At 36.9% G+C, this 25,363-nt stretch carries 16 protein-coding genes, 1 tRNA gene and 1 pseudogene; 12 read left to right on the top strand and 6 right to left on the bottom strand.

The genetic code is table 11. The features are described from left to right. The first annotated feature begins 183 nt into the window (after positions 1-183). From QUE72_RS03705 to QUE72_RS03695, 3 genes are all read left to right on the top strand, one after another. Positions 184-2,934: a choice-of-anchor B family protein gene (locus QUE72_RS03705; protein WP_286271651.1), complete on the top strand. Its 2,751-nt coding sequence runs from the start codon at positions 184-186 to the stop codon at positions 2,932-2,934. 162 nt (positions 2,935-3,096) lie between these two features. Next, positions 3,097-3,173, top strand: a tRNA-Ile gene (locus tag QUE72_RS03700). 413 nt (positions 3,174-3,586) lie between these two features. Beyond that, positions 3,587-5,554, top strand: coding sequence for a retron Ec67 family RNA-directed DNA polymerase/endonuclease (locus QUE72_RS03695; RefSeq protein WP_286271649.1), 1,968 nt, complete (start codon positions 3,587-3,589; stop codon positions 5,552-5,554). A gap of 372 nt (positions 5,555-5,926) precedes the next feature. Here the strand turns inward: QUE72_RS03695 and QUE72_RS03690 are convergent, their stop codons facing one another. From QUE72_RS03690 to QUE72_RS03680, 3 genes are all read right to left on the bottom strand, one after another. Further along, on the bottom strand, positions 5,927-6,142 hold the full coding sequence (locus QUE72_RS03690; RefSeq protein WP_286271647.1) for a DUF3606 domain-containing protein: 216 nt from the start codon (positions 6,140-6,142) through the stop codon (positions 5,927-5,929). Positions 6,143-6,394: 252 nt separating this feature from the next. Next, positions 6,395-7,503 (bottom strand): IS3 family transposase gene (locus QUE72_RS03685; RefSeq protein ID WP_286272943.1). Its coding sequence is split into 2 segments (ribosomal slippage): positions 6,395-7,254 and positions 7,254-7,503, totalling 1,110 coding nucleotides; the frame shifts between segments, so codons are not numbered across the junction. A gap of 460 nt (positions 7,504-7,963) precedes the next feature. Beyond that, on the bottom strand, positions 7,964-8,248 hold the full coding sequence (locus QUE72_RS03680; RefSeq protein ID WP_286271646.1) for a hypothetical protein: 285 nt from the start codon (positions 8,246-8,248) through the stop codon (positions 7,964-7,966). A gap of 140 nt (positions 8,249-8,388) precedes the next feature. Between QUE72_RS03680 and QUE72_RS03675 the strand changes: the two genes are divergently transcribed. Next, a complete protein-coding gene (locus QUE72_RS03675) occupies positions 8,389-9,393 on the top strand; it encodes a hypothetical protein (protein ID WP_286271644.1) in 1,005 nt (334 codons plus the stop codon). Positions 9,394-10,075: 682 nt separating this feature from the next. Here the strand turns inward: QUE72_RS03675 and QUE72_RS03670 are convergent. Further along, positions 10,076-10,951 (bottom strand): WYL domain-containing transcriptional regulator, encoded by an 876-nt coding sequence (locus QUE72_RS03670; protein WP_286271642.1) that lies wholly within the window; start codon positions 10,949-10,951, stop codon positions 10,076-10,078. A 123-nt stretch (positions 10,952-11,074) separates the two neighbouring features. Between QUE72_RS03670 and QUE72_RS03665 the strand changes: the two genes are divergently transcribed. Genes QUE72_RS03665 through QUE72_RS03645 form a run of 5 tightly spaced genes read left to right on the top strand, consistent with a single transcriptional unit; the run spans position 11,075 to position 17,764 of the window. Further along, positions 11,075-11,884: a hypothetical protein gene (locus QUE72_RS03665; RefSeq protein WP_286271640.1), complete on the top strand. Its 810-nt coding sequence runs from the start codon at positions 11,075-11,077 to the stop codon at positions 11,882-11,884. Continuing rightward, positions 11,874-14,849 (top strand): coiled-coil domain-containing protein, encoded by a 2,976-nt coding sequence (locus tag QUE72_RS03660; RefSeq protein WP_286271638.1) that lies wholly within the window; start codon positions 11,874-11,876, stop codon positions 14,847-14,849. Before QUE72_RS03665 ends, QUE72_RS03660 begins: the two co-directional genes overlap by 11 nt. Positions 14,850-14,853: 4 nt before the next feature. Beyond that, positions 14,854-16,260 (top strand): hypothetical protein, encoded by a 1,407-nt coding sequence (locus tag QUE72_RS03655; RefSeq protein WP_286271637.1) that lies wholly within the window; start codon positions 14,854-14,856, stop codon positions 16,258-16,260. Next, positions 16,253-16,795, top strand: coding sequence for a condensin complex protein MksE (locus QUE72_RS03650; RefSeq protein ID WP_286271636.1), 543 nt, complete (start codon positions 16,253-16,255; stop codon positions 16,793-16,795). The genes QUE72_RS03655 and QUE72_RS03650 overlap by 8 nt, the downstream gene beginning before the upstream one ends. A gap of 39 nt (positions 16,796-16,834) precedes the next feature. Beyond that, a complete protein-coding gene (locus QUE72_RS03645) occupies positions 16,835-17,764 on the top strand; it encodes a GIY-YIG nuclease family protein (protein ID WP_286271634.1) in 930 nt (309 codons plus the stop codon). A 137-nt stretch (positions 17,765-17,901) separates the two neighbouring features. Here the strand turns inward: QUE72_RS03645 and QUE72_RS03640 are convergent, their stop codons facing one another. Beyond that, the gene (locus QUE72_RS03640) at positions 17,902-18,537 is read right to left on the bottom strand and encodes a hypothetical protein (RefSeq protein WP_286271633.1); all 636 of its coding nucleotides are present in this window, start codon (positions 18,535-18,537) and stop codon (positions 17,902-17,904) included. An 879-nt stretch (positions 18,538-19,416) separates the two neighbouring features. On the opposite strand from QUE72_RS03640, the pseudogene QUE72_RS03635 reads away from it, so the two are divergent. The 3 genes and pseudogenes from QUE72_RS03635 to QUE72_RS03625 all read left to right on the top strand — a co-directional run. Then, positions 19,417-19,542 (top strand): annotated as a pseudogene (locus QUE72_RS03635) (IS3 family transposase); the annotation flags it as partial. Positions 19,543-19,822: 280 nt separating this feature from the next. Further along, complete coding sequence (locus QUE72_RS03630) at positions 19,823-22,156, top strand: methyl-accepting chemotaxis protein (protein WP_286271632.1); 2,334 nt, start codon at positions 19,823-19,825, stop codon at positions 22,154-22,156. A 223-nt stretch (positions 22,157-22,379) separates the two neighbouring features. Continuing rightward, positions 22,380-24,125 carry a GGDEF domain-containing protein gene (locus tag QUE72_RS03625; RefSeq protein ID WP_286271631.1) on the top strand — a complete coding sequence of 582 codons (1,746 nt, stop codon included), beginning with the start codon at positions 22,380-22,382 and terminating at the stop codon, positions 24,123-24,125. A gap of 16 nt (positions 24,126-24,141) precedes the next feature. Here the strand turns inward: QUE72_RS03625 and QUE72_RS03620 are convergent, their stop codons facing one another. After that, the gene (locus tag QUE72_RS03620) at positions 24,142-25,344 is read right to left on the bottom strand and encodes an MFS transporter (RefSeq protein ID WP_286271630.1); all 1,203 of its coding nucleotides are present in this window, start codon (positions 25,342-25,344) and stop codon (positions 24,142-24,144) included. Between the last annotated feature and the right edge of the window lie 19 nt (positions 25,345-25,363).

Raw genomic sequence — 25,363 nt, 5'->3', positions numbered from 1 at the left:
AGTAATTAAGGTACAAAAAGCTAGACCGCACATGAGTCTGTTATCAAGTATATCCCCCCAGTATTGACAACAATTTGATACACATTTCAAATATTTAATTTTATATATAAGTTAAAACTTTACGTCACAATTGTTAAGTTATACTAAAGAAAGTGAATTCAATGTAATAATGGACATTCTATAATGAAAAGCACCTTAAGCAGGACTCTACTACTTGTATCGGCGTTACTGACCACTCAAGCGTTAGCACACTCAGAGCATGACAGGGCACGATTTGTTGCCCCTGACGGTAACGATGTAGGGAAATGTGACAACGCTTTGCGACCCTGTAAAACGATAGCCTATGCAGTAACACAAGCGAATAAAGGCGACAAAGTACTCGTTGCCAGTGGTGAATATCATATCAATGATGCTAACGAACTATTTTATCTAAAAAGTAAAATTGTCCCTATTCGCGGCGGATACAATAAATTTGATCACTTTCAAAGCCAAAGCCCTGCGACCAATATATCAACACTTATTGGTATTCCACATGAGTTTGCCAATGAACTAGCGAGTCACGGCTTTAATATCATTACAGATCGTAAAGCATTAAAGCAAGACAGTCGATTAACAGCAAAACTTGCCGCTTACAAAAGCATGCAAACGGTGCAGACAAATGTTAACTGTGTTAATGGTAAAGCAGGAAGTTACGATTGCGAAAATATAGATTTACTTGGCCATCTGCCCTTAAGTGCGTTATCCACAAATAGCGGTGCCGGTAGTGATATTTGGGGACATGTTGATTTAAACACCGGTAAAGAATACGCAATTATTGGCCTAGAGCGTGGCGCATCTGTTGTTGATGTTAGCGACCCAAGCAACCCTACAGAAGTAGGTGCTGTAAACGGCAGAGCTGTTGTATGGCGAGATATCAAAGTATACCAATACTTTGATAAAAGCATTGGCTTATGGCAAGCCTATGCTTACGTTACATTAGATGGCGCATCTCCTAGCAATACTGAGTACGTCACCATAATCGATTTAAATAATTTGCCTCATTCGATCAATGTTGTTGAAAAAAATCAAACAGTGTACAACGCCCATAATGTTTACATTTCAAACGTTGACTATAGCCTTAACATTGCACATCCAAACACTACACCTATCTTACATTTAGCAGGTACCAATAAAAACACAGGGCAATTTCTCAATTACGATTTGAGTGATCCTAAAACACTGACTCAACTAACTGATGCTTATCAATCAGACCAATCAACAGGTTCACGTCCGTATACACATGATGCAGCATCAATGACCATAACAGACAGTCGAAAAGATACTGACTGTGTTAATGCACAAGCATTTTGTACCATCTTTTTCGACTTCAACGAATCTGAGTTTTTGTTATGGGATATTACCGACACCACAAAAACTACAGATTTAGGGCGCGCTACATATTCAGGTGCACAATACGTTCATTCAGGGTGGTCATCTGAAGACAATAACTATGTGTTCGTGCATGATGAACTCGACGAAGTAAATTTAGGCATTAACTCTACGCTGCGCATTTTTGATATTACTGACTTAACAAATCCTACGCAGGTTGGCTCATGGGTTGGTGACACAAGAGCGATAGATCACAACGGCTTTGTCCGTGGTAATCGTTATTACATGTCAAATTATGAACGAGGCTTGACGGTATTAGATATTACCGACCCTGCATCACCCGAACAAGTAGGTTACTTTGACACATTTACACCAAGTGATAATGCCAGTTTTAACGGTGCTTGGGGTGTATACCCATATTTACCGTCAGGTAATATTCTAGTAAGTGATATCAATAGCGGTTTATTCATTTTTAAAGACAATACCTTAGATGAAGCTCAAGGTACGCTTGTTTTTAATCAAGCCAAAGTATCTACCAACGACAATAACACATTGTCTCTCACGATTGAGCGCACAGGTGCACAGGCGACGAATAGCGCAGTATCGGTAGACTATGTTGTTATACCAGGCAGTGCAGACGCTAATAGCGACTTTCAAGTGTCTAATGGCACGCTTACTTGGGCAGAAAATGATGTTACCGCTAAAACAATTGAGATTAACATTGCTGAAAATAACATGGGGTTTGAAAATGACGAGTCATTCTTCTTAAAACTATACAACCCAACCAATGGTGCATCGTTAGGCCATAACAGTTATGTCAATGTCACCATAAATGGAGAGCCAGATTATGGTGCCGCATCATTTGCCCTTGCAAGCACAGAAGTTGCCGAAACGCAGGAAACATTATCAATCGCCGTTAATCGCCTTGGTAACACACAAGGCGAAATATCGTACTCATATCAACTTCAAGGCATCGACGCTACAGTCGGTGCTGACGTTTTAGCCGCCGCTGGACAATTAACATGGGCTGATGGTGATAACGATACACAATATATTGATATTACCTTGCTAGATGATGACCTTGAAGAGCAAGCAGAAACATTTACGCTCACATTAACCACAATCGCCAATGGCCGCATAGGTACAAACGGCACAGTTACCGTAACCATCGTGGATGACGAAACCAACAATGCACCAACGGTAACTTTAAGTGAGAACTTTCAAGTCAATACCGGGCAAACCGTTAATTTAACCGCAAGTGCTCAAGACTCTGATGACGATGAAATGACCTATCAATGGCAGCAAACAGACGGCGCAGTTGTAGAAATTACCAATGCTGATCAACTAGAGGCCAGTTTTATAGCGCCCAATAGTGCTTCTACTTTAACCTTTAGTTTTACGGCAACTGACTTTAGAGGCGCAGCAACAACCGAAAGTATTTCAATTACGGTAGTCGCGCCAACAGTTACTGAACCTAATTCAGGAGGAAGCAGTGGCGGCGGCGCTTGGTTCTGGCTAATGCTTCTATTAGTACCACTTTCTATAGCACGCGGAATAAAGCACTAAATTGATGTTGAGCAATGCAGCTATTAGTGCTGTATTGCTCAACAAATAAGCTAACAAACCAATCATTGATAAAATTTAAAGTTTCAGTGGTGACATTAAAATAAAAAATGCTTATACTGCACGCCGATTTGTGAAAGCATTCACAATCATCTTCAAATAAATGGCCCTTTAGCTCAGTTGGTTAGAGCACCCGACTCATAATCGGTAGGTCCCCAGTTCAAGTCTGGGAGGGGCCACCATTTAACATGACCTATCTCGTTAATACTGTGCATCAAAGCATAACTTGGCCACTTTGGCCATATTATGGTGATTGTTAAACCATAACCTGGCCAATTAAGAATTAAATGATTATTTTTTCCGCTTTAAAATTCTGAATTACAAAAACTATATAATCAGCCTAGTTAAATGAAAGTAAATGATATTTTCTTATTCGACAGACATCTTAATATTGAAATAATAACTTTCTTCTGTTAGTTTCGAGCTGCTTACGGGCAGATTTTGACTGCGCATCGCAGTTTTTGATTTATATGTTACTTTACGTTTGCTACCTTTGGGTTCGTCCCAGTATGTTGACTATATGTCCGTTTATATTTTCGCCTAAGAGTGCCCGTAAGCTCCCTCAAATTAAAATTTAGCTATAGGAAGTAAGTAGTTGTCAAAGCTGAAAGCTCTAAAGAAAAGTAAATCTCTTCGAGAGCTTGCACCATTGTTAGGTTATCAGCCCAAAGCGATATCTTACATTCTTTTCAAAATAGAAGAAGATAATAAATATACCTCTTTCGATGTTCCAAAGAAGTCAGGTGGAAAACGTCAAATATCTAAACCATCTGACAAGTTGAAAGCACTCCAGCGAAGTCTAGCGGATTTACTTTACAGCTGTTTAGAAGAGTTAAAACCAAACAGTCAGAGTTTAAAGTCTTTTAAAGGGGATCACAAAACCCTCCCTAATACACAACGAGCAAAAAGAGCAGTTTCTCACGGCTATGAAAAAGGGTTATCTATTGCATCCAATGCTTCTATGCACACCAATAAACGATATGTTTACAATATAGATATTAAGTCATTTTTTCCTGCATTTAACTTTGGGCGTGTTAGAGGTTACTTTATAAAAAATAAAAATTTTAAATTGCATCCGAAAGTGGCAACACTCATAGCTCAAATAGCCTGCTTTAAAAATGAACTTCCACAAGGAAGTCCGTGTTCCCCTGTGATATCAAACCTAATATGTAAAAGCTTAGATATGGAGCTATTAAATATAGCTAAACGCAGTGGATGTACATATACAAGATATGTAGATGATTTAACATTTTCTACAAACCTAAAGAAGTTTCCCAAAGAGATTGCTTCTAAGCGACGGTTTTCATTTAACGAAAAACAATGGCGTCTAGGAAAGGCAACTGAGGTTGCAATTCGAAGAGCCGGATTTGAAATAAATAGCAAAAAATGTAGGATGCAGCGCTACACCTCTTTACAAGAAGTAACAGGGCTTACTGTAAATAAAAAAGTAAATATTCGAAATTCATATTACCGAAGTGTTCGAGCAATGACTCATAGTTTGTTTAAAAATGGAGTTTATTATAGGCCACCACCTAAATCGCCCCAGACACAAAAAAAAGGATTTTCAGAACTGTCCAGTAAAATACTTGCTTATATATTGCCTTGGCAAAAAAGTCTTATAAAAAACAATGAAACCAAGGAATTGGAATTAATTGATTCAGTTGAACCTTTAATTGGAATGTTCGCTCATATATACAATATTAAATCTTATCGAAATAGATTTGTTAGAAAAGGTTTTAGGCCAGACATTCATAACGGCATTAGGACGAAGGCTAATGGTAATATTACATTTCCAACGATTGACAGATCAGAGTCTTATGAAGATGATAATCACGTAATTGCAATTGATGGCGTAAAAAATTTATACGGTAAGCTACTGTTCTTTAAGTATTTCTACTTTCTTAAAAAACCTTTGATTGTTTGTGAGGGAAAAACTGACAATATTTATTTAAAGTGTGCCATCGAAAGACTCAGTGATACATTTCCCCAGTTAGCAAAAGGGGATAAAACTTCACAGCAGGTATCATTTTTCAATCGAACCCATACAAACACTGAGATGCTTAAACTTGCAGAAGGTACACCAGGATTAGAGTATTTAATTAGCATTTATAGACGTTTTATGAACTTATATAAGTGTGAAGGAAGGGAGCATCCAGTTATATTTATTGTTGATAACGATGATGCAGGTAAAGGTCTGATTAACAAGGCTAAAGGTATTAGAGATCAGATTAGAAAAGCTAAAATGATAACCGCACCTAGGCACAAAAATTACTATTTTGAAAACATATATATAGTCTCTATACCCAGTCAAAATAGCCATGGAGAAAATGTAAAAGATATAGAGGATCTATTTGATTCAGATACACTTGAGAAAAAATTAGGCAGCAAAACATTTTACGGAAAAAATAAGGGATTAGACAAAGAAAAGCATTATAGTAAAGCCCACTTTTCTGAACATGTAATACTACCAGGCAAGAAGACGATAAATTTCGATGAATTCAAACCAATTCTTCACGATATTGTCGATATTATTCAAAATTACGATCATAAACAGATCGATTGATCTAGTTTACCTGAACACTTGTTCTTATTGGTATAAGCTAAAGGTTTATTGTTAAATATATAGAAAGCCAACCACCTTTTTCTAGGTGGTTTAACTTTCCGTCCCACAAATAAAAACTAATACCCTATAGAATGGTGGAGCAGAGGAAAACTACTAGAGAATTGGTCAGACTCATCAGTACAAGTTTTCATGGATTTTGGTGAAGAGCTACTATGGCGATTAATCACTTTCGACAAGAAATCTAAAAAGGGGGCTGTAGCTCCTCTTCCCAAAAAAGTCTATATAGAAGATTGTTTAAATGGCTGCTCTATCAGCAAAATGTCATTAAAATAAATCTGCGAATAAAAAGCTAATTTAATTTACTTCTTAAAATTACATCCCCATACCAGGTGATGAACTCCTCTGTCTACGCATATTAGCCACATAAGCTCTAACATCGTCAACCATAGGTCCAACAGCTTTTACCGCCTCAACTAGCTCATCTACAGTAATACCCAGCTCTTTAGTCCAATAGCGAACTTCCCAATCTTGGCTAATGTTTATTTTCTTAGGGTCTTCAGGTCCTGTACGGCTTAAATCATCTGACATTTCATACTTCCTTTAAATTACGCTTACTCAAAATCGACTAAGCTAAAAACAACTTGGAGGCAAATCAATGAATATCAAGAGAAAATCAGAAAAATAACCGTTTATACGTAAATAATATGCGATACCCGAAAACTTTACACGAAGCCATTCTTTTTAGGTAGCAGCTCCCTCCAAGCACATCATCACGATTTCTACATGTAGAAGATTTTTCTATAATCAAATTTCCCCACTGTCCTACTGTCCACTTCCCCATTAATGACACAGTTCTAAATTAGAATTTTCCAGTTTTTCTCGGTAAGCTGCCGGCGGCAGGTTACCCAGACTCTCATGTGTTCTTTCTTCGTTATAATCCAATCGCCAGAACCAAGCCATATCTCGCACTTGGCTGAGATTCTCAAACAAGTAGGCATCAAGAAACTCTCTGCGGAATGAACCGTTAAAGCGTTCAACAAAGCCATTTTGCTGTGGCTTACCTGGCTGGATATATATCAGTTCAATATTATGGATCTCACACCAATCTGTTAGTGTCGCAGAGATAAGTTCTGGGCCATTGTCTACACGCAACTGTTTGGGCAACCCACGCTCATCTTTTAACTGCTCTAACACGCGAACTACACGGCCAGCGGGCAACGAGGTGTCCACTTCTATAGCGAGGCACTCTCGCGTTCCTTCGTCCACCACATTCAACGTTCTGAATCGTTTACCGCAATACAATGTGTCATGCATAAAATCGAGCGCCCATTGGTGGTTGGCTTGCTCCTGCACTTCTAAAGGCTGAGCAATTCGCTTGGGTAGCACACGTTTAGTTCTTCGTTTTAGATTCAACCCCATCTGGCAATACACGCGATAAACGCGCTTATGGTTGAACGGAAAGCCTTTGAAGCGCATTCGGCCAAAACACTTCCAGAAGCCTGCTCGTGGCGACTTTTCAAGTACGGCATTGATAGCATCAATGACAGCAGCATCTGCTTTACGCCAGTCTCGTTCAGGGCGATAAAAGGTCGAACGGCCAATGCCAACAAACAGACAAGCCCTTACGATACTTAGCCCCGCACCAACCATTACGCTGACGCATTCTCGTTTATCCGCTGTCACCAGCCCTTTTTTGCGAAAAGCTCCTTAATCGCATGATTTTCTAGACTGACATCCGCAAACATCTTTTTAAGCTTGGCGTTTTCTTCTTCCAGCTCCTTCAACCGTTTGACGTCAGAGGCTTCCATCCCACCGTATTTGGACTTCCAGTTGTAATAGGTTGCACTACTGATACCGTGTTGACGGCACACTTCCTCGACTTTTCTACCAGCATCAACTTCTTTTAATACTGCGATGATCTGAGATTCTGTATAGCGTGATTTTTTCATAGTCGTCTCCTGCATTAATCATTACAGAAAACTCTAATTATGTCTGTCTCAGTTTAAGGGAAGTGGACATACGGCTCTCCGTCGTAATAGTAGTCCCCATTTTTTTAGAGTAAATAGCCGAACAAACATTACTAATAGCAAGTGCACCAACATTTCTGAATGGCTCTGACTCTCTAGTATGTTGAATATACTGCCAAGCCATGTCAGTTATAGAAAAAGTATCGATATATCTCGTAATTTCACTATTATTAAGCATACGAATTCCTTAGCCTTTATAAGATTGATAAAAGCCTTAAAAATTAAGTAAACAAATCACTTGACGATCAAACTAAGGAGAGCGATACTTTGAGTGTCTAATTCGAGGTATCACCTCAGTAGAAGATCGAAATCAATTTTTGGTTTCGATTTTTTTTACGCCTAAAATATGGCGTTTCTTGCATTCACGTTCATCAATTCATAATTAAGTCCTCAATAATCCACTATTATTTTCACAACTTTTTATTCTTAATTTTGCTAGCCAAAATGCGACATCTTTTGTTAACGCAAATTTCCCTTTTCGCTTTTCAATTGGAAATGTAGGGATAGGAACTGTTTTTCTTCTAACTGCGATACGGAAAGCTTCTAGTGATTGGTAACCTAAAGCCTTAGAGAGGTGCTCACCTGTCATAAGCGGCCCATGCCGATCAAAGAGCTCTTTCTCTAGTTCATTGGTGAGCTGAAAGACCACTTCATTTTGTTCAGTCATAGACACATTCAGATCCTTTTAGCTTTACTTAGACTGAAAATAATGTTTTTTATACACAGAGACAAATCCAAAAACTCATATGTTTTGTCCCATTTTTTCACATCAATTGAGGTGATATTTAGGTTGGATTGAGTAATTTCATGGATATTAAGCGAAAAAATAGTGTTCTACATGCATCATGTAGAATTTATGCGGAGAAGAAAAAGCTCAGTTGGGTGCAAGTTATTCGCCGCCGATATTATTTTGCTAGCTTATGCCACCTAAAAGGAGTTGATTACTCAGGTGCAGCGATAGAAGCATTAATAGAGCCTGACTATTATGAAAACTTTGCAGAAAGAAAAAACCTTTATGCCAAAATAGCACGAGGTGAAAGAGCCCCAAGTAAAAACATTCGTAAATTATTTCCCGAGTTAGAGTCTACCTGGAAGTCACCTATTTGGGAGGCGCTTGAGTTAGGTGGTGAGCCCAAAGATACTTTCGTTGAATTCTACCAAAGTCTTCCTATAAAGTTTCAGAAAATAGTTTTCTCTAAGGATAGCTCCCCTAAAAATGGTTTTAAAATTGGTGTATCTCAACCGCAGATTAAAGCTATTCAAAACTTTTGCTGCGAAAATGCATTAGCATGCTTAATAGCGTTGAATGCACAACCAAAAGAAATGTGTATAGCGTGTGGAGGTAACCTAGAAATACCACTATACAATTCACTTTTAGATCACTTTGCTGTTAGCCCTATTAATTACTTTAATCAAGAAATATTAGAGTACGTCTTTGAGAAGTTAATACGAATAAAAAATGAACGGTACTATGAAACTTTTCCTGAAGAAAAGGCTAAATGGCTTATTCCCAACCTGCAAACATCTTCAATGCTAAATAAAAAAATGTACATTCTAAAGCTAGCAAGGTATTTGATTAGTGTCTTACTCCCCGAAGAAGAAAAAAAACTACTAGCAATATGCAGAAAACTTAATACAAACAAAATATTCGAAGAATTAGTATTTCTTCAGCATTCCTATATTTCAGAACCTCAATTACTAAATGAGGTCATTAAAGATTTTAATAATAATTTACCTAAATCGAAACAGATCAACATATTGAGTTTTCGGGATAAGTTGACTCAGTTTCTAAAGGTTAACAGTGCATTCTAAGTCTATCAAAATTAGTAAATTTAGTTTTTCATTAAATATGCTGGATAAAAACATATTGTAATTGTTTAATTAATACTTATGTTTCAAGATTGCCGTTACTTAACTTTAAAATCAAAAGCTTTATTTTTAACCAATATGCTTAACCTACTTCCTACTATTCACATAAATGTTAAAAACTCTCCAGCCGTTTTCATAAATGAAATGACTAAAATTGCGGTTCAATCTGGTGAATTTAACGTCGAAGCAACCTAGGACCTGCAAGACTTTGATGGTTTGAGTATCACTAATTTCCGTGTTTTAAATTCAAAAAATCATCATGGACTAGGAGTTCAGCTAATCACTCAATCGGATAAAAACAATAGAGTAATTGTTGAATTGAGAGCCATCCAATGGAATCCAGTGACACATCTAAGTTACGAGGTATATGTAAATGAAGCAAAATACCTGTTTGCTCCCCTTCTATCCGCATATAACAAAAAATTTGGTACTCGCTATCTTTAGATTGGCGAAGGTTTTACAATTTCGTCCACAAAAGCCGTATGCGCTCCCCCTTAACGGAAGAAGATATGGCCTACTTGCTGTTTAATGAAGGATTCTCTAAACAGTATGCTCAAGAAATAGCTAATATATATGTAAATTTAGTACAGTTTAAACGCCTAACATAGCTATAGACGTCTTAGGGCTAAGTAATTAAAAAACCTGGCGCAAGCACCATCGAATCAACGTTTTCTAGTTCATCGCGATTAACAAGAATTAGAGGGTACTCTACGTGACTCAATTTATGCTTTTTAGAACAATCAACTCTTAGCTCTGACATCGCAAACCCTAAAGTAGCTTCCGAAATGTAAATGTCTTTCACTGGTGATGTCTGAAGTTCAAGTTCTATAGCTTCAGCGTGCTCCAACTTGGGATGAGGCTTTAGTTTAACTGCGCGCATTTGATGCCAAGAGTCATCCTTTATATCACTATGAATTACATTATCAATCTCTCCAAGCGTAACAGCGTTCTTAATTCGGCTAAACTTAAACGTTCTAAATGTTGATGATTGCATATCATACGCTCGAAAATACCATGTACCAGATGCCATAAATAAACTATGAGGAGCAATTACTCGACTTGAAATGCCACTACTTGAAGAAATATAGTCCAGTGACACATATCTTAGGCCTACAATAGCTCTTGTGACAGGGGCAACCAATTCTGTTGATAAGCTCTGGTTAAATGAATGAATAGTTAAGCCATAGGTTACAACCTTAAATTGACTAAGCAGTTTACCTGACGCAACATACCTCAAACCATCTAATGCATCATGTTTATATTCAATTTGAAAAGTATCGGCTTTGACGTAACCTAAACGCGGCCCTAAGTAATTTTCTTGATTAGGGTTCTTATCAATATACGATTTGATCAGTCTGCTTGCAGTAGCTTCGCCTATTCCAAAACGCTCTACAAGTTCAGAACGTGTCAGTTGCCCTTTAAATAATAAGAGAAACTCAATGAACTTGAATCGTTCATGAGTTTGCAACTCAGTAATATCCATGATGTTAACTCTAATCACAAATTAATATTCCATATGATACATTAAAAAAACAATAAAATGTAAAATATAAAGTGAAAAACAACTTTGCACGCACAATTAAAATATCATATGATACATAAAAACAATTAACGACTAGTAAATGTGAAACCATCACTTAAAAAAGCTTTTTGGGACATAGAAATGGGTCGAGCTATTAATTGGAAAAAATTTTCCAGTCAATTGGCTAAATTTGGTATTGCTGATAAAGAAATCAAACGTGCATTTAAAGTAACAAGGTATAGTGATGATGCTTACGCTGTAGCAATAGCATCGGAAAAATTAGTCAATCAGTTTAAAGTAATTATTGAAAGCCATTCGCTTAAAACCCGAAGTGCGGCATCCAATCGTGGAAATTCGCACTTAGAAAAAGTCGATGGAGCGCTGCTAGTAGCTAATACTTCAGGTAATGTAGTGCCATATAATCACTTATTTAAAAAAGATCGGTTAGTTGACACACCTCAAAAAACTCATTGCTTGATAATTGAAAATCTAGAGTGCTTTTTAACCTTTGAACATACCTTTCACTTCGTATCAAACCATTGTGATTTTGATATGGATATTAAAGATATTGAGTTTCTTTGGGCTGCTGGAAATAGCATAACTAATTCTTTAATAATCCCTTACTTAAAGAAATTTAACGGCCAAGTATTTTGTTTATTTGATATCGACCAAGGCGGGCTAAGTATCTACTCAAATTTAATCAAAGCAGGCTTAGAAATAGATAACACGAAGTTTCTTTTTCCCTATGACATCAAAGAGCGATTAGAAAATTCAAAAAGGAAAGCCTGTACTAAAGAATTAAATTCACTTTCAAGTAATTATGGCCTCTCAGAAACGACAAACCAACTTATCACTCTTATCCGCCATTATAAAACAACCATTGAGCAGGAAAGCTACCGATATGAGTTCTAATATTCTTCCCTTAGATTTGCCAACAAACTACGAGCTATTAGAGCTTATATTTATCAATAGTGGTTCTAACTATTATTCACGTATACCGTTAGATACAAACGCGGCACTTTTCGCAGGTAATAACGAAGGAAAGACATCTTCGCTTGCTGCATTGAAACTATTCCTTCTTCCAGAAGTGAACTTTAAAAACTGTGAAGATAAATTTGGTTTCGAATCAGGAGGGAAGTACTTTTCTAATTTAGATTCATTTAAATATTACTTTCCATCAACTGAATCATACATCATCTGTAATGCCAAAAACCCAAAAGGAAACTTTTGCTGGGTGCTTTTTAGAACAACTGACTTAGGTTATCAACGTATAGCTGTTCCAACAGACTATGGCAATATTGAACACCTATTTTGGAATGGAACTTCAATAGCAAATGAAGGAGCCGGTCAGCTTCAACCAAATATCAATATCACTGAAGTCAAAAAGACCTTACAAAACCGTGACTATAAAGGAGTATTATTTACTGATAAACAATCTATTGGTGAAGCAATTTATACCAGAACATCTAGTGATAACAACCATACTCGCTTCAGCTTGCTGCCTATGGCAAACAAATACACATTAGCTAATGTCGAGACAGTTCGAGCTTTAGTCGGTATGGCATTTAGCCTAGCAGACGCTTCGACAACCACATTACCTCGTGCAATTGGTAATATGATTGATGGTCGAGGAATGAGCGTAGTGAAAGATGATGGTATTATTGTAGATATTACTGACGCTTTAAATGAATTTGATGAGCTCAAAGAAATTGAAAGTTATTTATCTACAGTAAGATCCAATCAGCCAGTTTGGCAAAAGCTTAAAGACAATAATAAACTTTATCAGGAACATCGTGAAAAGCTGGCAACCAATTTTACAGCTACAGCAACCCAAGTAGCGATGTATGAAAAAAAACTCAAGTCCCAACATCAAGATTTATCTCGCCAAGCCGCAGAGATTTCTCCGAAAGTAACCCAAGCTTCAACCGAAGCTAAAGAGGCAGGAAAAACCTTATCTGGAGAGATCGCCAAATTAAAGTCTTTCAATGAACAGTTTGAAGAATGTAACGAGAAAATTCAATTAGCAGAAAACGCTCGTGCTAGGTTAGCACCGTTATGTGATAACCCAACAGATAGTGCAATCATCTGTGAATTAGAAGAAGAAATCAGATTATGCCAACGAGACATTGACTCACTGAATAGCGAAGAAACAGCACAGGCATTAGTTAAAAGCCACAATAAAACGATTCAAGATAATAATATTAAATTAAATAATTTAAAAAACGCATTATTGGCAATAGAAAATAATTCAGATTTGTTTGGTCAACTCTCATCGCATGGAAAGTCTGTACTACAAAGTCTAAATAAAGGGCTAGCTGAAGTATCATGCCAACTAACAAAAACTCAAAAAAATACAATTGAATCATTTACTGATTTATTTGGCAAAGATAAAGAATTTTTAACTATTTGTGAGAGAACTACACCTATAAAGATCACAGAAGCGTCGGCTGAAGAAGCTCGAGAACAACTCATTAAACAAATTGACGAACTTGATGATAAGCAAGAGCAATTATCTAATGAAATGCGTAAAAATGCAGGTTTTATCAAAATGACAAAAGATGCTAGATCTGCAAAATTAACTGAGTTATCAAAAGAGCTTGAAGAGCTAAATACCCAAAAAGAAGCCTATACTGGTTGTGCTGCTCTAATATCAATGAGAGATAGTGCAAAAGAAAAAATCGCAGCATTAAAAGTAAAAGTTAGTCAATCAGAGGGAACAGAAAAACAAGCAGAGGCTCATCATAAAGCATTAAAAGAAAAACATGATAAATTACAAATTCAAGTACAAACAATTCTGAATAACCTACAGTCGCTTAATAGCTATATACAAAACTTACAATCAATAGCCAATGAATCATATCGCTCTGTAAGCTATGAATCCATTTCAACTACCGTGAATGAATCACCAGAACTCCCGCCTTTTCAGGAAAATATTGTCAGCGAGGAGATTCAATCCCTAAGCTCACTTTTGATACATTTTCGAAGCTCTAGACAAGACGTTTTCGAAGGGTTTCAGTCATTACTGAGAGCTAATGTTATTAACGTATCTGTTGAAGAGAAAAATCAGTTTACTCTAACTAAAGATGCCTTCGAAACTTACTATTCATCATTAGAATCTGTGTTTGAAAACATTAGTGCCGCAGAAGAAAAGTATCAATTAAGGCTCAATGCACATAATAACAACGCAGCTACTTCAGCACGTATCATTGAGAACGTAAAAGACATCATAGAATCAGAAATTACGGGGATTAACACAGAGCTTGCTGAATACAAAATATCTAATTTAGAAAAGGTCCAAATTAAGGCAGAACTTCACCCTCAGTACCTTGATATGATCAAAAGCATATCTCGCTACACCAGTGTGACAGACAATTTAATTTCTGAAGAGTTCTATAAACAAATATCAGCTTTTCAAAATCAATTCTATATACGTAAGTCCAGTAAAATAAATATTCCCAAAATCATTGAATCCGTTTCTTATGAATTTGATCGTGGTAACGGTAAAGAAGATGTTCCTCAATCAAATGGGACAAATAGCATGATTAATGCGGTTATGTTAGCTCAACTATTGAAACGTCTTGTACCTGAAGACTTAAAACTCACAATGCCTGTTATATTTGATGAAGTAGGTAAACTAGATTCGCACAACCTTAAAGAAGTACTTAAAGCAATGCAAGAAAACGGCCTGATATTGTTTGCAGCAAACCCAGCACCAACGGGAGTTATTGTTAATGTACTAGAAGTATCACATGACCTATCAATATTTAAGGCGACAGATGTAGATGTACATCACAAAGCTGAGGCAATATATTTCCCAGGAATGGAAGAACGATTAGAAGCTACTAGCGAATCAAATATAGAAGAAGTGGTTAAGTAATTTCATGGAAACAAATGCTCAAAATACGCTAGTGCTGATTTTTCAACATGTTGAAATTTATTTTTCACTTTTGGATTTCTATGCTCACGAATCCAAATCCGCAACCTGTTTTCGAATTTCTGAATACGAAGCAGTTCTAGAGCATTACGCAAGAACCAAGATCGAAGATAAAAAAGAAAGAGATCGAATTAGCAACTCATTAAGCCTTAATAACTTAAATGCCTGCAGCTTACTGAGCTTTATCAATGAGCAAAGAGGGATTTTCGCTATTCAATCAGGTCTTTTGCAAACAATCCAATGCTTAGATTCAAAGCGAATTAGAGAGTTGGGGCAACCTGATTTAGATATTATTACAGCACAAATTCAAACTTTGTTTCGCTTTTTTCAATCTCCAACATGCGACCTGCATTCGAAAAATACGGAAACAGCAGAACACTTAATGTCCTTGATGGATATTATGCAAGATACTTTAGCCAAGATTGCACATAATGTTCGTGCATTAGACGGCAGTTCAAAACGCTTGTCTGAAATACTGGAAAGCCATGATTTCAACAAACTCGTAGCTACAGAGCAAGTAAGAAGTGCTATTGATGAAATTATTCAGATATCAAAACGAAACATTCAACCAACTCTGATCTTTTTAAATGAAAAAGCGATGGTTAAAGCTTCATCAGCACTGTACATGATTCGCAAAATGCGTCAGCAGTTAGAGAATACACCGTTTATTGTTCAACATCGTAATATTTCATCAATTGAAATGAAGTTATTGTCTTATTCTGAAGTAATTCGAGATATTCGCCAACGATTGTACCGATACGTTGATATGGATAGACAGCAACGGGAGCTTTATAACCGAATAGAAGAGCGATTCAATGAACTTCATAGTGCAGCAGTTTTAACAATGGATGCAAAGCTAAAAGGTAAGCAACTTTCTTCTTCATCCCCTCTCTTTGCAGATTCGAGAATACTTTGGGGGTTACATAACTGGTCTCGTTCAAACTTAACCTCAGCACTATTTGAATTTCCTAAAAACGATTTTAAATATGCGCTTGATGAGTACATTCGAACCAAACTAAATCGCGTTGATGCACTTGGAAGTAACAAACGCAAGCCGTCTGCTAAACGACAAACAGCCAAAGAAACGTTACGAGAAAGAAAGCGAATACGCATAATGAAAGATGCAATGACAAACTTTGAACCTTCGGAAGCTATAGAAGACGTTTATCTAGAAATACATGAATTACTAGTAAGCTCAATGACTGACTACCAACTGGCAGATATATATGACGCATTACCTTTTATTGATGAACGATGGAAGATTAGAAAAACTCTGAAAAAAAGTGAAATCATCTACGGTAACCATAAGCTTAGTTACATGATTAAGCGCCTTGAGGCAACATCACATGAATAATTTTCAATTAAACCAAATTGCTTCCCAAGCAATTTATAAAGACCTGATTTCAGGAAAAATGATCAATGAAACTGAATATGTAGACGGAGAGCTAATTCCATCCACAAAATTCAGAGAACTTGTAAATGATATTGATAAATATCGCGAATTATATGCATTACTTGGTTTTACACTGAAAGACTTGGATAGTACTTCCTATTTTATAACACGACTTGATAAGGCAAATGAATTTAATGACACTGCAGCAAACATGCAAACGATATTACTTATATTAGCCCGAGGACTGGGTAAACAAGGTATAGCGCCTGGAATATTATTTGACGAAAAAGCAGGTGTTTCTAGCAAAATCATTGATGAAATTGGCGCAGAGGAAGAGTCGGCGCAAATTCTAAAAGCGTGTGGCATCAAGCAACCGTTAACTCATCCAGTTAATAACACTCTATTAGAGCGCGGAATAGTGTTTAAAAACTTAGATGATAGATATGTACTGTCAAGTTCGGGTACAACCCTTTTTAACAGATTGTTTAATAGATAGGATGGATAGAGCAACGATGCTTCCAAGAAGTTATACAATATGAACTGGCGTTATCTAGGCTCCTTACTTGATGCACGTAACTCAGGTTGCAGCGGTGTATACCTGATAGTGCATAAAGGCAAATATAATAGAATTGTATATGTTGGAGTAAGTAACAACGTTGGTAGAAGAATATCAGAGCACTACGAAGGTTACTTACGCGGAAATAGAACTGTTTATAATGCTGGGAAAAATGACGATGTTTATAGTCTTATGTCAGCAATTAACATTCGAAATCATATTAAGCAATATCAAAAATTAGCAAGAAATCACTACATATGGGCCTCAACAACATTGCACTCGGACAAACCTAAAAACCTTCTTGCTAAAGGCCAAAGCTTTTCTGAACAGTGGCAAGATATCACTTTCGATAAGTATTTACCCCAACTCTTTGTCTGGGCTCTCCCCATATCCAATTATGATTATGAAAGTGTCGCTAAAATAGAAAGTGTTATACAGAAAAAGTTAGTTGCCGCATTTGATTTAAGAGGCTTTTTTAATGTAAAACAATTGAGCATTCTAGGAAAAATTGAATATCCAAAATTAAACAAATACTCACTATCAATAGACCCACCAGACCTAGATTTTGCTTCAAAAATTCTCTTGAGTGACTTAAGTCGAACAGGTACACCAATATCAGCATACAAGGCATTAAGAGCTCAACTTAAGGAAGAGCTTGTTACAAGAGAAAAAGAAAAACAATCGAGAATATCGATAAGACAAAAGATTCAGTCACAATATAAAAATTCAGGTAAACCTTGGACGTATGAAGATTTGGAAAAGCTAAGAGTCATGATAGTTGACTTTAAACTTTCTCCATTACAAATGTCACCATATTTAGAACGCGCTCCTAGTGCAATAGCAAAACGTATCGTTAATAATGACAAACTTTCCAATAAAAAATGGAGGGAACACATAAAATGGCTTTGAATTGGATATTAAGTAGAAACAGTAAGTTAGTTAGATAAAACTTAACTTTATCCAACAACTTCAGCTAATGAGACCTTTTAAATCTGACTGTCACATATGTACATTCACAAGCATAGAAGTGTATCACCTTGAGAGACTCATCGTCTGCTTGACGCAAAAATACCAACGATTAATAACACTATAAATGGTAAAACAACTGACTCAATATAGCTTTTACTTGGATTAAGAATAAATATCATATGGCCAGCAACCAAAAGTGCCATGAATAACATACCAAGCGCAATAAATACACCATACTTTATTTCATTTACAGCACCATACCTATGAGCAATTGAAGTTATTAAATCCGCTATTTTTTGTGCTACATACCAACAAGGTATATATAGAATCATGGCAAAAATAGTTGCGACTGTTGAAAAGTTATCACGTGTTACAGTGTAATCAAACCCTAGTCTAGAACCCGCAAGATTTATACTATTTTCAGATATTCCGGCAGACCAACTTAGTGGAAGAAACACTGCCAAATACATAGCAAAAAATGATGCGCCAAAAACGTAAAATTTCCAAAAAAGTAACTGAGCATTTCGTCTGTTATTTGCCCTCCAAACTTCTAACTCATCATCTGAAGCATTTTTATTTGGTTCGAAGTTTTCTGTTTTGGATGGGTGATCGGGGAGACGTATTTTTAATTTATTTTCAACGTGAGGAGTAATTATATTTGCTGCTACTCCAAGAGCTATTGCCACCACTCCACCGATTATTGCTTCTAACATAAAAACCTATTGTCTACCCGATATTTGTTAAACAAACGTAGCATTAATATCCACCCATCTGCTGACGTGCGTACTAAATTATCACAAATAACAAAATGATCAATTTGCGAAACCACTGATATTTATAAAGTTCACGAAAAATAGATAACTTAATATTGAAACAAGGAGAAGGGCGTTAATTTTGTTTTTGTTGGAAAAATTCATAACTAGATAATGATAAAATTATTAACAAATAACTTAATTCATATTTTAACTTGGCCATTTTATGGTTTAACAACGCGGTCAAGTTATGGTTTTAAGCACAATACCCACTAACTAAAATACAATTTAAACTCTACGGATCGGTAGCGGATCGGATTTACCAAGTTTCTGTTGTTGAATATCAACAAAAACTAACTTCATGCTTTTCATAAATTTTGAAATGATACCAACTCTATTAAATATTTAGCCAACTTAGCACTTCATTAGCGCGCTTAAAACACGCTAAATAATTTAAGCATAGTCGCTTCTATGGTTCGATTATTTAGGGAAGTTATCAGGGCGCTAATGAGTTCCCAAGGGCGAGTTTAAAAGGGTTATAGACTGTGTTATTGATTTTAACAAGGACGCTACAAGGATGTAGCTTATTAGAGAACGCAGGAGCACGTTCTCCTGAATAACCATTCTTTGCAATCAATGCCTTGCCTCTAACCCTTTTATTTCTCGCTAAGTGACTAAATACTTAATTGAGTTGTATGACTTATTAATCGAAGAGCAAAAACGATTTTTAAGCAAAGTCGAAATAGCTTAGGTTATCGAGAATTACGAAAAGGTTATGCAGAGAGGGTTTTAAAGTGAGTGTGTACGGTACTCAAAAGCTCATGGCTCAGCTTAATTTAGTGGTTACTGAAAGTACCACAGCCAACTCGTAAGCATTTGAGAGAGGATGTGATGGCGTATATGCGTTATTACAACTTAGAACGGCTTCATACCGCTAATGGTGATCTATCGTCAGTAGATCCTTAAGAAAAGTGTCCTGATTTAGTTGTGCAGAACAATAAACTTTCCACCGTTAAAACACTACAAAACTAATTTACTAAATTTCAGCCCCCCTAATAAAAATCCATAAAAACCTACTTATCAATCAAGTATAAAAAAGTAAAACGCAATAACTTACAAACATTAATAATGATTTTCTATTGCCAAATTTATAAAAAATCTTTTTTTCTACCAAAATATTCATTCTGTTCTATTCTTAAAATGAGCCGTTATCAGACATGGAGTGTTTTTATGAGATTTTAACTCTATGCGTTTAAAAAACAAAATTATACTGAATGTCGGAAGCGTAGTATCGATTGCGCTAATATTAACTTCAACATTACTTACCTACATAGCAACAACAGATGTTTCATCTGCTCTTTCTTCTCAAGTTGAGCAACGTTTAATTGGTCTACGTGATGCTAAAAAAGAGCAAATATCAGACTATTTCGAAACAATTGGCCAACAAGTTGTTTCGCTTGCTAATTCGAGTATGACTGAAGATGCCACACAGGCATTTATCAGTAGTTTTCAACGGTATTCAGCAGAATCAGCTTTACCTGACAAGGCACAGCAACAAGTTCAATTATCAACCTTTTATAAAGATGATTTTTCAAAAAAGTATCAGTCGGAAAACCAACATCGCCAGTTAGATACCGCGCAATTGGTTAATAAGCTATCTGATGCAGGGCTAGCATTACAATATCGCTATATTGCGGCGAGTCAGTATGGCTTAGGTGAGAAAGATAAATTAATAGCACTTAATGATGACTCAACATACGATGATATTCATCAAAAGTATCACCCTAAATTTCAACAGTATTTAGAGCAATTTGGCTTTTACGATATTTTTATCGTCGATCTACAAGGTAATGTGGTTTATTCTGTTTTTAAAGAGATAGATTACGCAACCTCGCTTTCTAATGGTGCTTTTTCAACATCGGGGTTAGCACAAGCTTTTAATCAAGCAATATCCGCTAAGCATGGCGAAGTGAATATGACAGACTTCGCGCCTTATACCCCCTCTTACGAGAGCCCAGCCGCCTTTTTCTCTTCACCTATTGTGGTTAATAACGCCACAGTAGGCGCACTTATCTTTCAAGCGCCCATAGATAGAATTAATAACATTATGACTTATCAAGGTAAATGGCACGAGCGGGGTTTAGGTAAGTCTGGTGAAACTTATTTGGTCGGCAGTGATCTTTTAATGCGCAGTGAAAGTCGATTTTTATTAGAAGATACCAACAACTATCTAGCGACATTGAAAAAATCAGGAGTATCTGAAAAAGATATCGCTTTAATATCAGCAAAGAAATCAGCATTAGGGATCGCAAAAGTGGATTCTAAAACGATAAAGTCAGCCATCAACGGTGAAAGTGGCTTTGATTTTATTGAGGATTATAGAGGTGTTATCGTTGCATCTGCTTATGCTGCGTTTAATGTCGCCGGAAATAGATGGGCAATTGTAAGTGAGCTCGATCAAGATGAGGCGTTTCTCGCATCCGAACAGCTTAGTTCATCACTCGTATTTACCTCGCTAAGCAGTACATTAGTATTGGTGGCTTTGGGAATTTTAATCGCTTTATGGCTTGGCAACTATTTAGCTAAACCTATAATAAGCCTCAATAGTTCTGTCAACCAGGTCGCCGAAACTCTCGACTTTACCCGTCGAGTAAAAGAGACAAGCAATAACACTAAAAATGACGAAATTGCACAAGTATCACGCTCTTTTAATAGCATGATGAACATCATGCATAAAACATTAACCAGCATGGGAAAAACCTCTAATATTTTAGATGAACAAGTTCACCAATTAAGAGAAAAGTTTAATTTAGTTGAACAAAAGTCTGTCGGACAGTCTGACAAAACTACTCAGCTTTCGGCAGCCATTGAAGAAATGTCTACCACCTCTGAAAGTGTTGCTGAATCTGCTACGTTATCGAGCGAAGCGAGCGCTATTGCAGTTGAACAAGTCAAAGTGGGAACCGAAACGCTTGAGAGAAGCTTAGCCGTCACGAAAGAATTAGGCAGTACGGTGTTGGCGTCAACGGAAACAGTCAAAACCGTTGCTGAACAAGCAACAAATATTGTTACCGTGCTTGATGTCATCAGAAGTATCGCTGATCAAACCAACTTATTAGCATTAAATGCAGCCATTGAAGCTGCACGTGCAGGTGAACAAGGACGAGGTTTTGCTGTTGTTGCTGACGAGGTAAGAACCTTAGCACAGCGAACACAAGAATCTACACTAGAGATTCAATCCATTATTGAAAACCTGCAACAAGGCTCAAACGAATCAGTATCGGTCATGACCTGTGCGGCAGACATGGTTGAACAAACCTTATTAAGCGCAGAGTCAGTGAGTGAGACTTTTCAAATGATCTCTGAGCAAGTCGCGAGTATTGAAATACAAAATAGCCAAGTCGCGTCAGCAACCATGGAACAATCTATGGTTGGTAAAGATATGGCAGAGCAAGTAGAACAAATAAACGTGCTTGCAGATGACAATAACAACTCAGTAAAAGAGGCCTCTAGTTGCTGTAATGCCGTAGAAAAAGAATATGAAATGTTAAGTAAACTGGTAAGTCAATTTAAACTGTAATGCTCAAGGCTGATAAAGCACAACGAAAAAAGTACTTTATCAGCTGTAAACTCGTTAAGTTTGGTATTTTACCACTCCGAAAAGTACGTTACTGTTAACATGTCGTAGAAATCTCCCCTCTCATCGTAAAAAGCCTGATAAATGAACATATTATGCTCGACTTTAGATGGTAAAACAGTAAGAATTCTTATTGCATAAAAAAACTTAAAAAACAGAGAAAGTCATGGAAGTTCACAACAAAAACATCACGTGGTATGTCATCTTTTTAATGGTGTTTTTTCTTACTTTACCATCAGCGAATGCCGAAACACAAACCCAAAAACAAACGGTGAATATTAATGCGTCGATTGTCGAGTTAACAGAATTTCCCATGAGTTACTATGTCGATGGCTCTGAAAAAATGTTATTTGAAGAGGTTATTAACCAACAATTTACCCCTTCATTGAGTAAGTTATCGTTGGGAACGGATGCTATGATAACATGGTCTAAAATAGTAGTACGCAATCAGCAAGATGTGGCAATTAAACTATATGTACACCACCCGCATGCCTACCATTTAAAACATGTTAGCTTTTATGAAACCCAGCAGAACCAGTTACTGAATCACATTGATATCCCATTACATAAGTCGGGTGAAAAACCTTTGATGTATGGCGGCACTGCCGTTTATCCATTTCAACTTGCCCCGCAAGAAACGAAGATTATCTATGTAAAAAACACCTCTTTTTCTCATCAATGGTATCAGTTAAGCTTGTTTGATGAACAGTCTTCAAAACAAGCATTAGTAGGCAGTGGTAAATATATTGCGTTATTAGTTGGCATGATGTTAGCGTTAATGATTTACAATTTTTTCTTATATATTTCTGCCCGTAAAATAGAGAATATTGTTTACGCTTTTTACCTCATTTCTGGCACTATTTGGGTCGCCTTATCTTATGGTGTCGCTGCTAACTTTTTTGGTGTTTTTAGCGCTGAAGTATTTCAGTTGAATTCAAATGTGCTTAGCATGCCTAGCTTTCTTGTGATCTTTATTATGCTTATTTTCGACACTCGAAAGCGATACCCCAAAGAGCACTTTGCGTTAAGTTTATTACTCGCATTACTCGTTGGTATGTTTTGCTATAGTTTATTTGATATCACCGCGGCTTTACAATCAGCAAGCTCTCTTGCCGCTACCATGATGATTGTTACCTTTGGGGTGGCAATTTCCTTATGGCGTAAACGTGAACCCTTAGCGAAATACTTCTTTTTAGGCCACTCAATGTTTATTCTTTTTAATATGCTAGCGGTGTTTTATTACAAAGGGTTGAGTGATTTCAATCAAATAAATAGCCATGGGGTTGGCATTGGTATTTTATTAGAAGCATTAATGATGGCATTTGTTTTGTCTTACCGGATTAAAGAGTTAGACCGTATAAAAGGCAAACAAGAAGAATTAAAACGCTTAGCTGACACTGACCCAATGACTGAATTATTTAATCGTCGATATTTTGAAAAAACAGCACAACAAGCCATTCATGAGGCTAAAGAAAACCAAAGCGTCATCAGTATTATGGTCATTGATATTGATCACTTTAAAACCATTAATGACAATTACGGCCATTCAACGGGTGATGAAGTTATCATTTCATTTGCAAAACTCCTTATGAAGCACCAACGTGATATCGATATCGTTTGTCGCTACGGCGGCGAAGAATTCTTATTGCTATTACCTGGTTGTGATAATGAAAACGCCTGTAAAGTCGCAGAAAGGATCCGCCAAGCGGCAAGTGAAGCAGTATTAACAGACGAACAGCAAAACGAAGTTACTTATACCGTCAGTATCGGGGTCCACCAGTTGGAACTCTCATATGATACTACACGAAGTGCTATTGATGCCGCAGACAAAGCGTTGTACCACGCAAAATCATCGGGACGAAATCAAGTACAACTGACACAGGCACAATTTGACATACAGGCTCAAGCTTAAACAATGACACTACACCTTATTTAATGATACTTGAATAAGGTTGATACTTTTTCATTGTCTTTTGCATAAAGATAGCCGTCAGAACAGTAAACGTTGCAAAGCCTGCGGCGACAAAACCTATGTTATCTACAGCATAATGACTGGAAACCCATCCTCCAGCCATAGCGCCAATACTGATCCCAAGGTTACAAATGGCCATGTTTAGCGATAATGCAAATGCTTTATGTTCTTTTGCGATCTGTATTATTCTGACCTGCGTGATCACAAATGCGGCCATATGTACAGCCCCCCAAAAAACTAGGATAATTATGGCCAATATCTTCCAGTAACTGCCTATAAGTGTCAGTAGCAGAATAACTGTACAGAAAAGTAACGTGAGATAAATAGTGGGTTGCAAGTTTTGTTTAAAAGTGAATCGTCCCACCAGCCAATTACCTAACACGCCAGCACCACCAAAGACTATCAACAACCACCCTATTGCTGTGTTGCTAAACGTAGTTACGGTTAACAGAAAAGAAGAGATATAGGTATAAACAGTGAACATTGCTGTGAATAACAACATTGATAACAATAAATGTAAGAGAAATAATGGCTGCAATAACAAAGGCCTATTATTTTCATTAGCGATATTTTTTTTCGGTGGCACTGCAGGGACATAGAGCACAATACCCACTAAGGCAAAAAGGCCGAGTATTGATAGCAACCAAAACGTAAGCTGCCAATGATATTCCACAGCGATAAAAGCACTCAGTGGAATACCTAACACCGTCGCAAAAACTAACCCTAAGTTGACACGAGAAATGGCCCAATGTTGGCGATTATCACCAGAAGTATCTACCGCTGTCATTGCAATAATACTTAAAATAACAGGTAAAAATCCCCCTTGAATAAACCGAGCAACAACAATCACCTCATAACGAGGCAGCAGAATAATAACAACATTTGCCAAGATAAAAGCGCTGGTTGTAAACATAAAATAATGCTTTGTATCAAAGACTTTCACCATTAACGTTAAATAAGGCCCAACCAATGCAGCGCCTAATGCAAACCATGTGACAAACCAACCTGCATCTGCTACAGAAATACCAAGTTGCAGCGAAATTTCTGGCAAAAAACCTACCATGGAAAATTCTGTTGTAACAACGACAAAAGATAAAAAGGCGAGAATATTCAAAAGTGCAAGATTATCAGACTCTTTAACATTTTGTTGCTTCCTCACCTTAATACCCTCTGCCGCT

This window comes from Thalassotalea hakodatensis (assembly GCF_030295995.1).
Taxonomy (GTDB): Bacteria; Pseudomonadota; Gammaproteobacteria; order Enterobacterales; family Alteromonadaceae; genus Thalassotalea_C; species Thalassotalea_C hakodatensis.
Note: the sequence above shows the minus strand (reverse complement) of the source record. Positions and strands in the feature narration are given on the sequence as shown.

Excerpts from the sequence above, each read along its gene's own strand:
- QUE72_RS03705 (WP_286271651.1), top strand. The coding sequence starts at position 184 with ATGAAAAGCACCTTAAGCAGGACTCTACTACTTGTATCGGCGTTACTG.
- QUE72_RS03690 (WP_286271647.1), bottom strand. The coding sequence starts at position 6,142 with ATGTCAGATGATTTAAGCCGTACAGGACCTGAAGACCCTAAGAAAATA.
- QUE72_RS03680 (WP_286271646.1), bottom strand. The coding sequence starts at position 8,248 with ATGACTGAACAAAATGAAGTGGTCTTTCAGCTCACCAATGAACTAGAG.
- QUE72_RS03675 (WP_286271644.1), top strand. The coding sequence starts at position 8,389 with ATGGATATTAAGCGAAAAAATAGTGTTCTACATGCATCATGTAGAATT.
- QUE72_RS03660 (WP_286271638.1), top strand. The coding sequence starts at position 11,874 with ATGAGTTCTAATATTCTTCCCTTAGATTTGCCAACAAACTACGAGCTA.
- QUE72_RS03655 (WP_286271637.1), top strand. The coding sequence starts at position 14,854 with ATGGAAACAAATGCTCAAAATACGCTAGTGCTGATTTTTCAACATGTT.
- QUE72_RS03650 (WP_286271636.1), top strand. The coding sequence starts at position 16,253 with ATGAATAATTTTCAATTAAACCAAATTGCTTCCCAAGCAATTTATAAA.
- QUE72_RS03645 (WP_286271634.1), top strand. The coding sequence starts at position 16,835 with ATGAACTGGCGTTATCTAGGCTCCTTACTTGATGCACGTAACTCAGGT.
- QUE72_RS03640 (WP_286271633.1), bottom strand. The coding sequence starts at position 18,537 with ATGTTAGAAGCAATAATCGGTGGAGTGGTGGCAATAGCTCTTGGAGTA.
- QUE72_RS03630 (WP_286271632.1), top strand. The coding sequence starts at position 19,823 with ATGCGTTTAAAAAACAAAATTATACTGAATGTCGGAAGCGTAGTATCG.
- QUE72_RS03625 (WP_286271631.1), top strand. The coding sequence starts at position 22,380 with ATGGAAGTTCACAACAAAAACATCACGTGGTATGTCATCTTTTTAATG.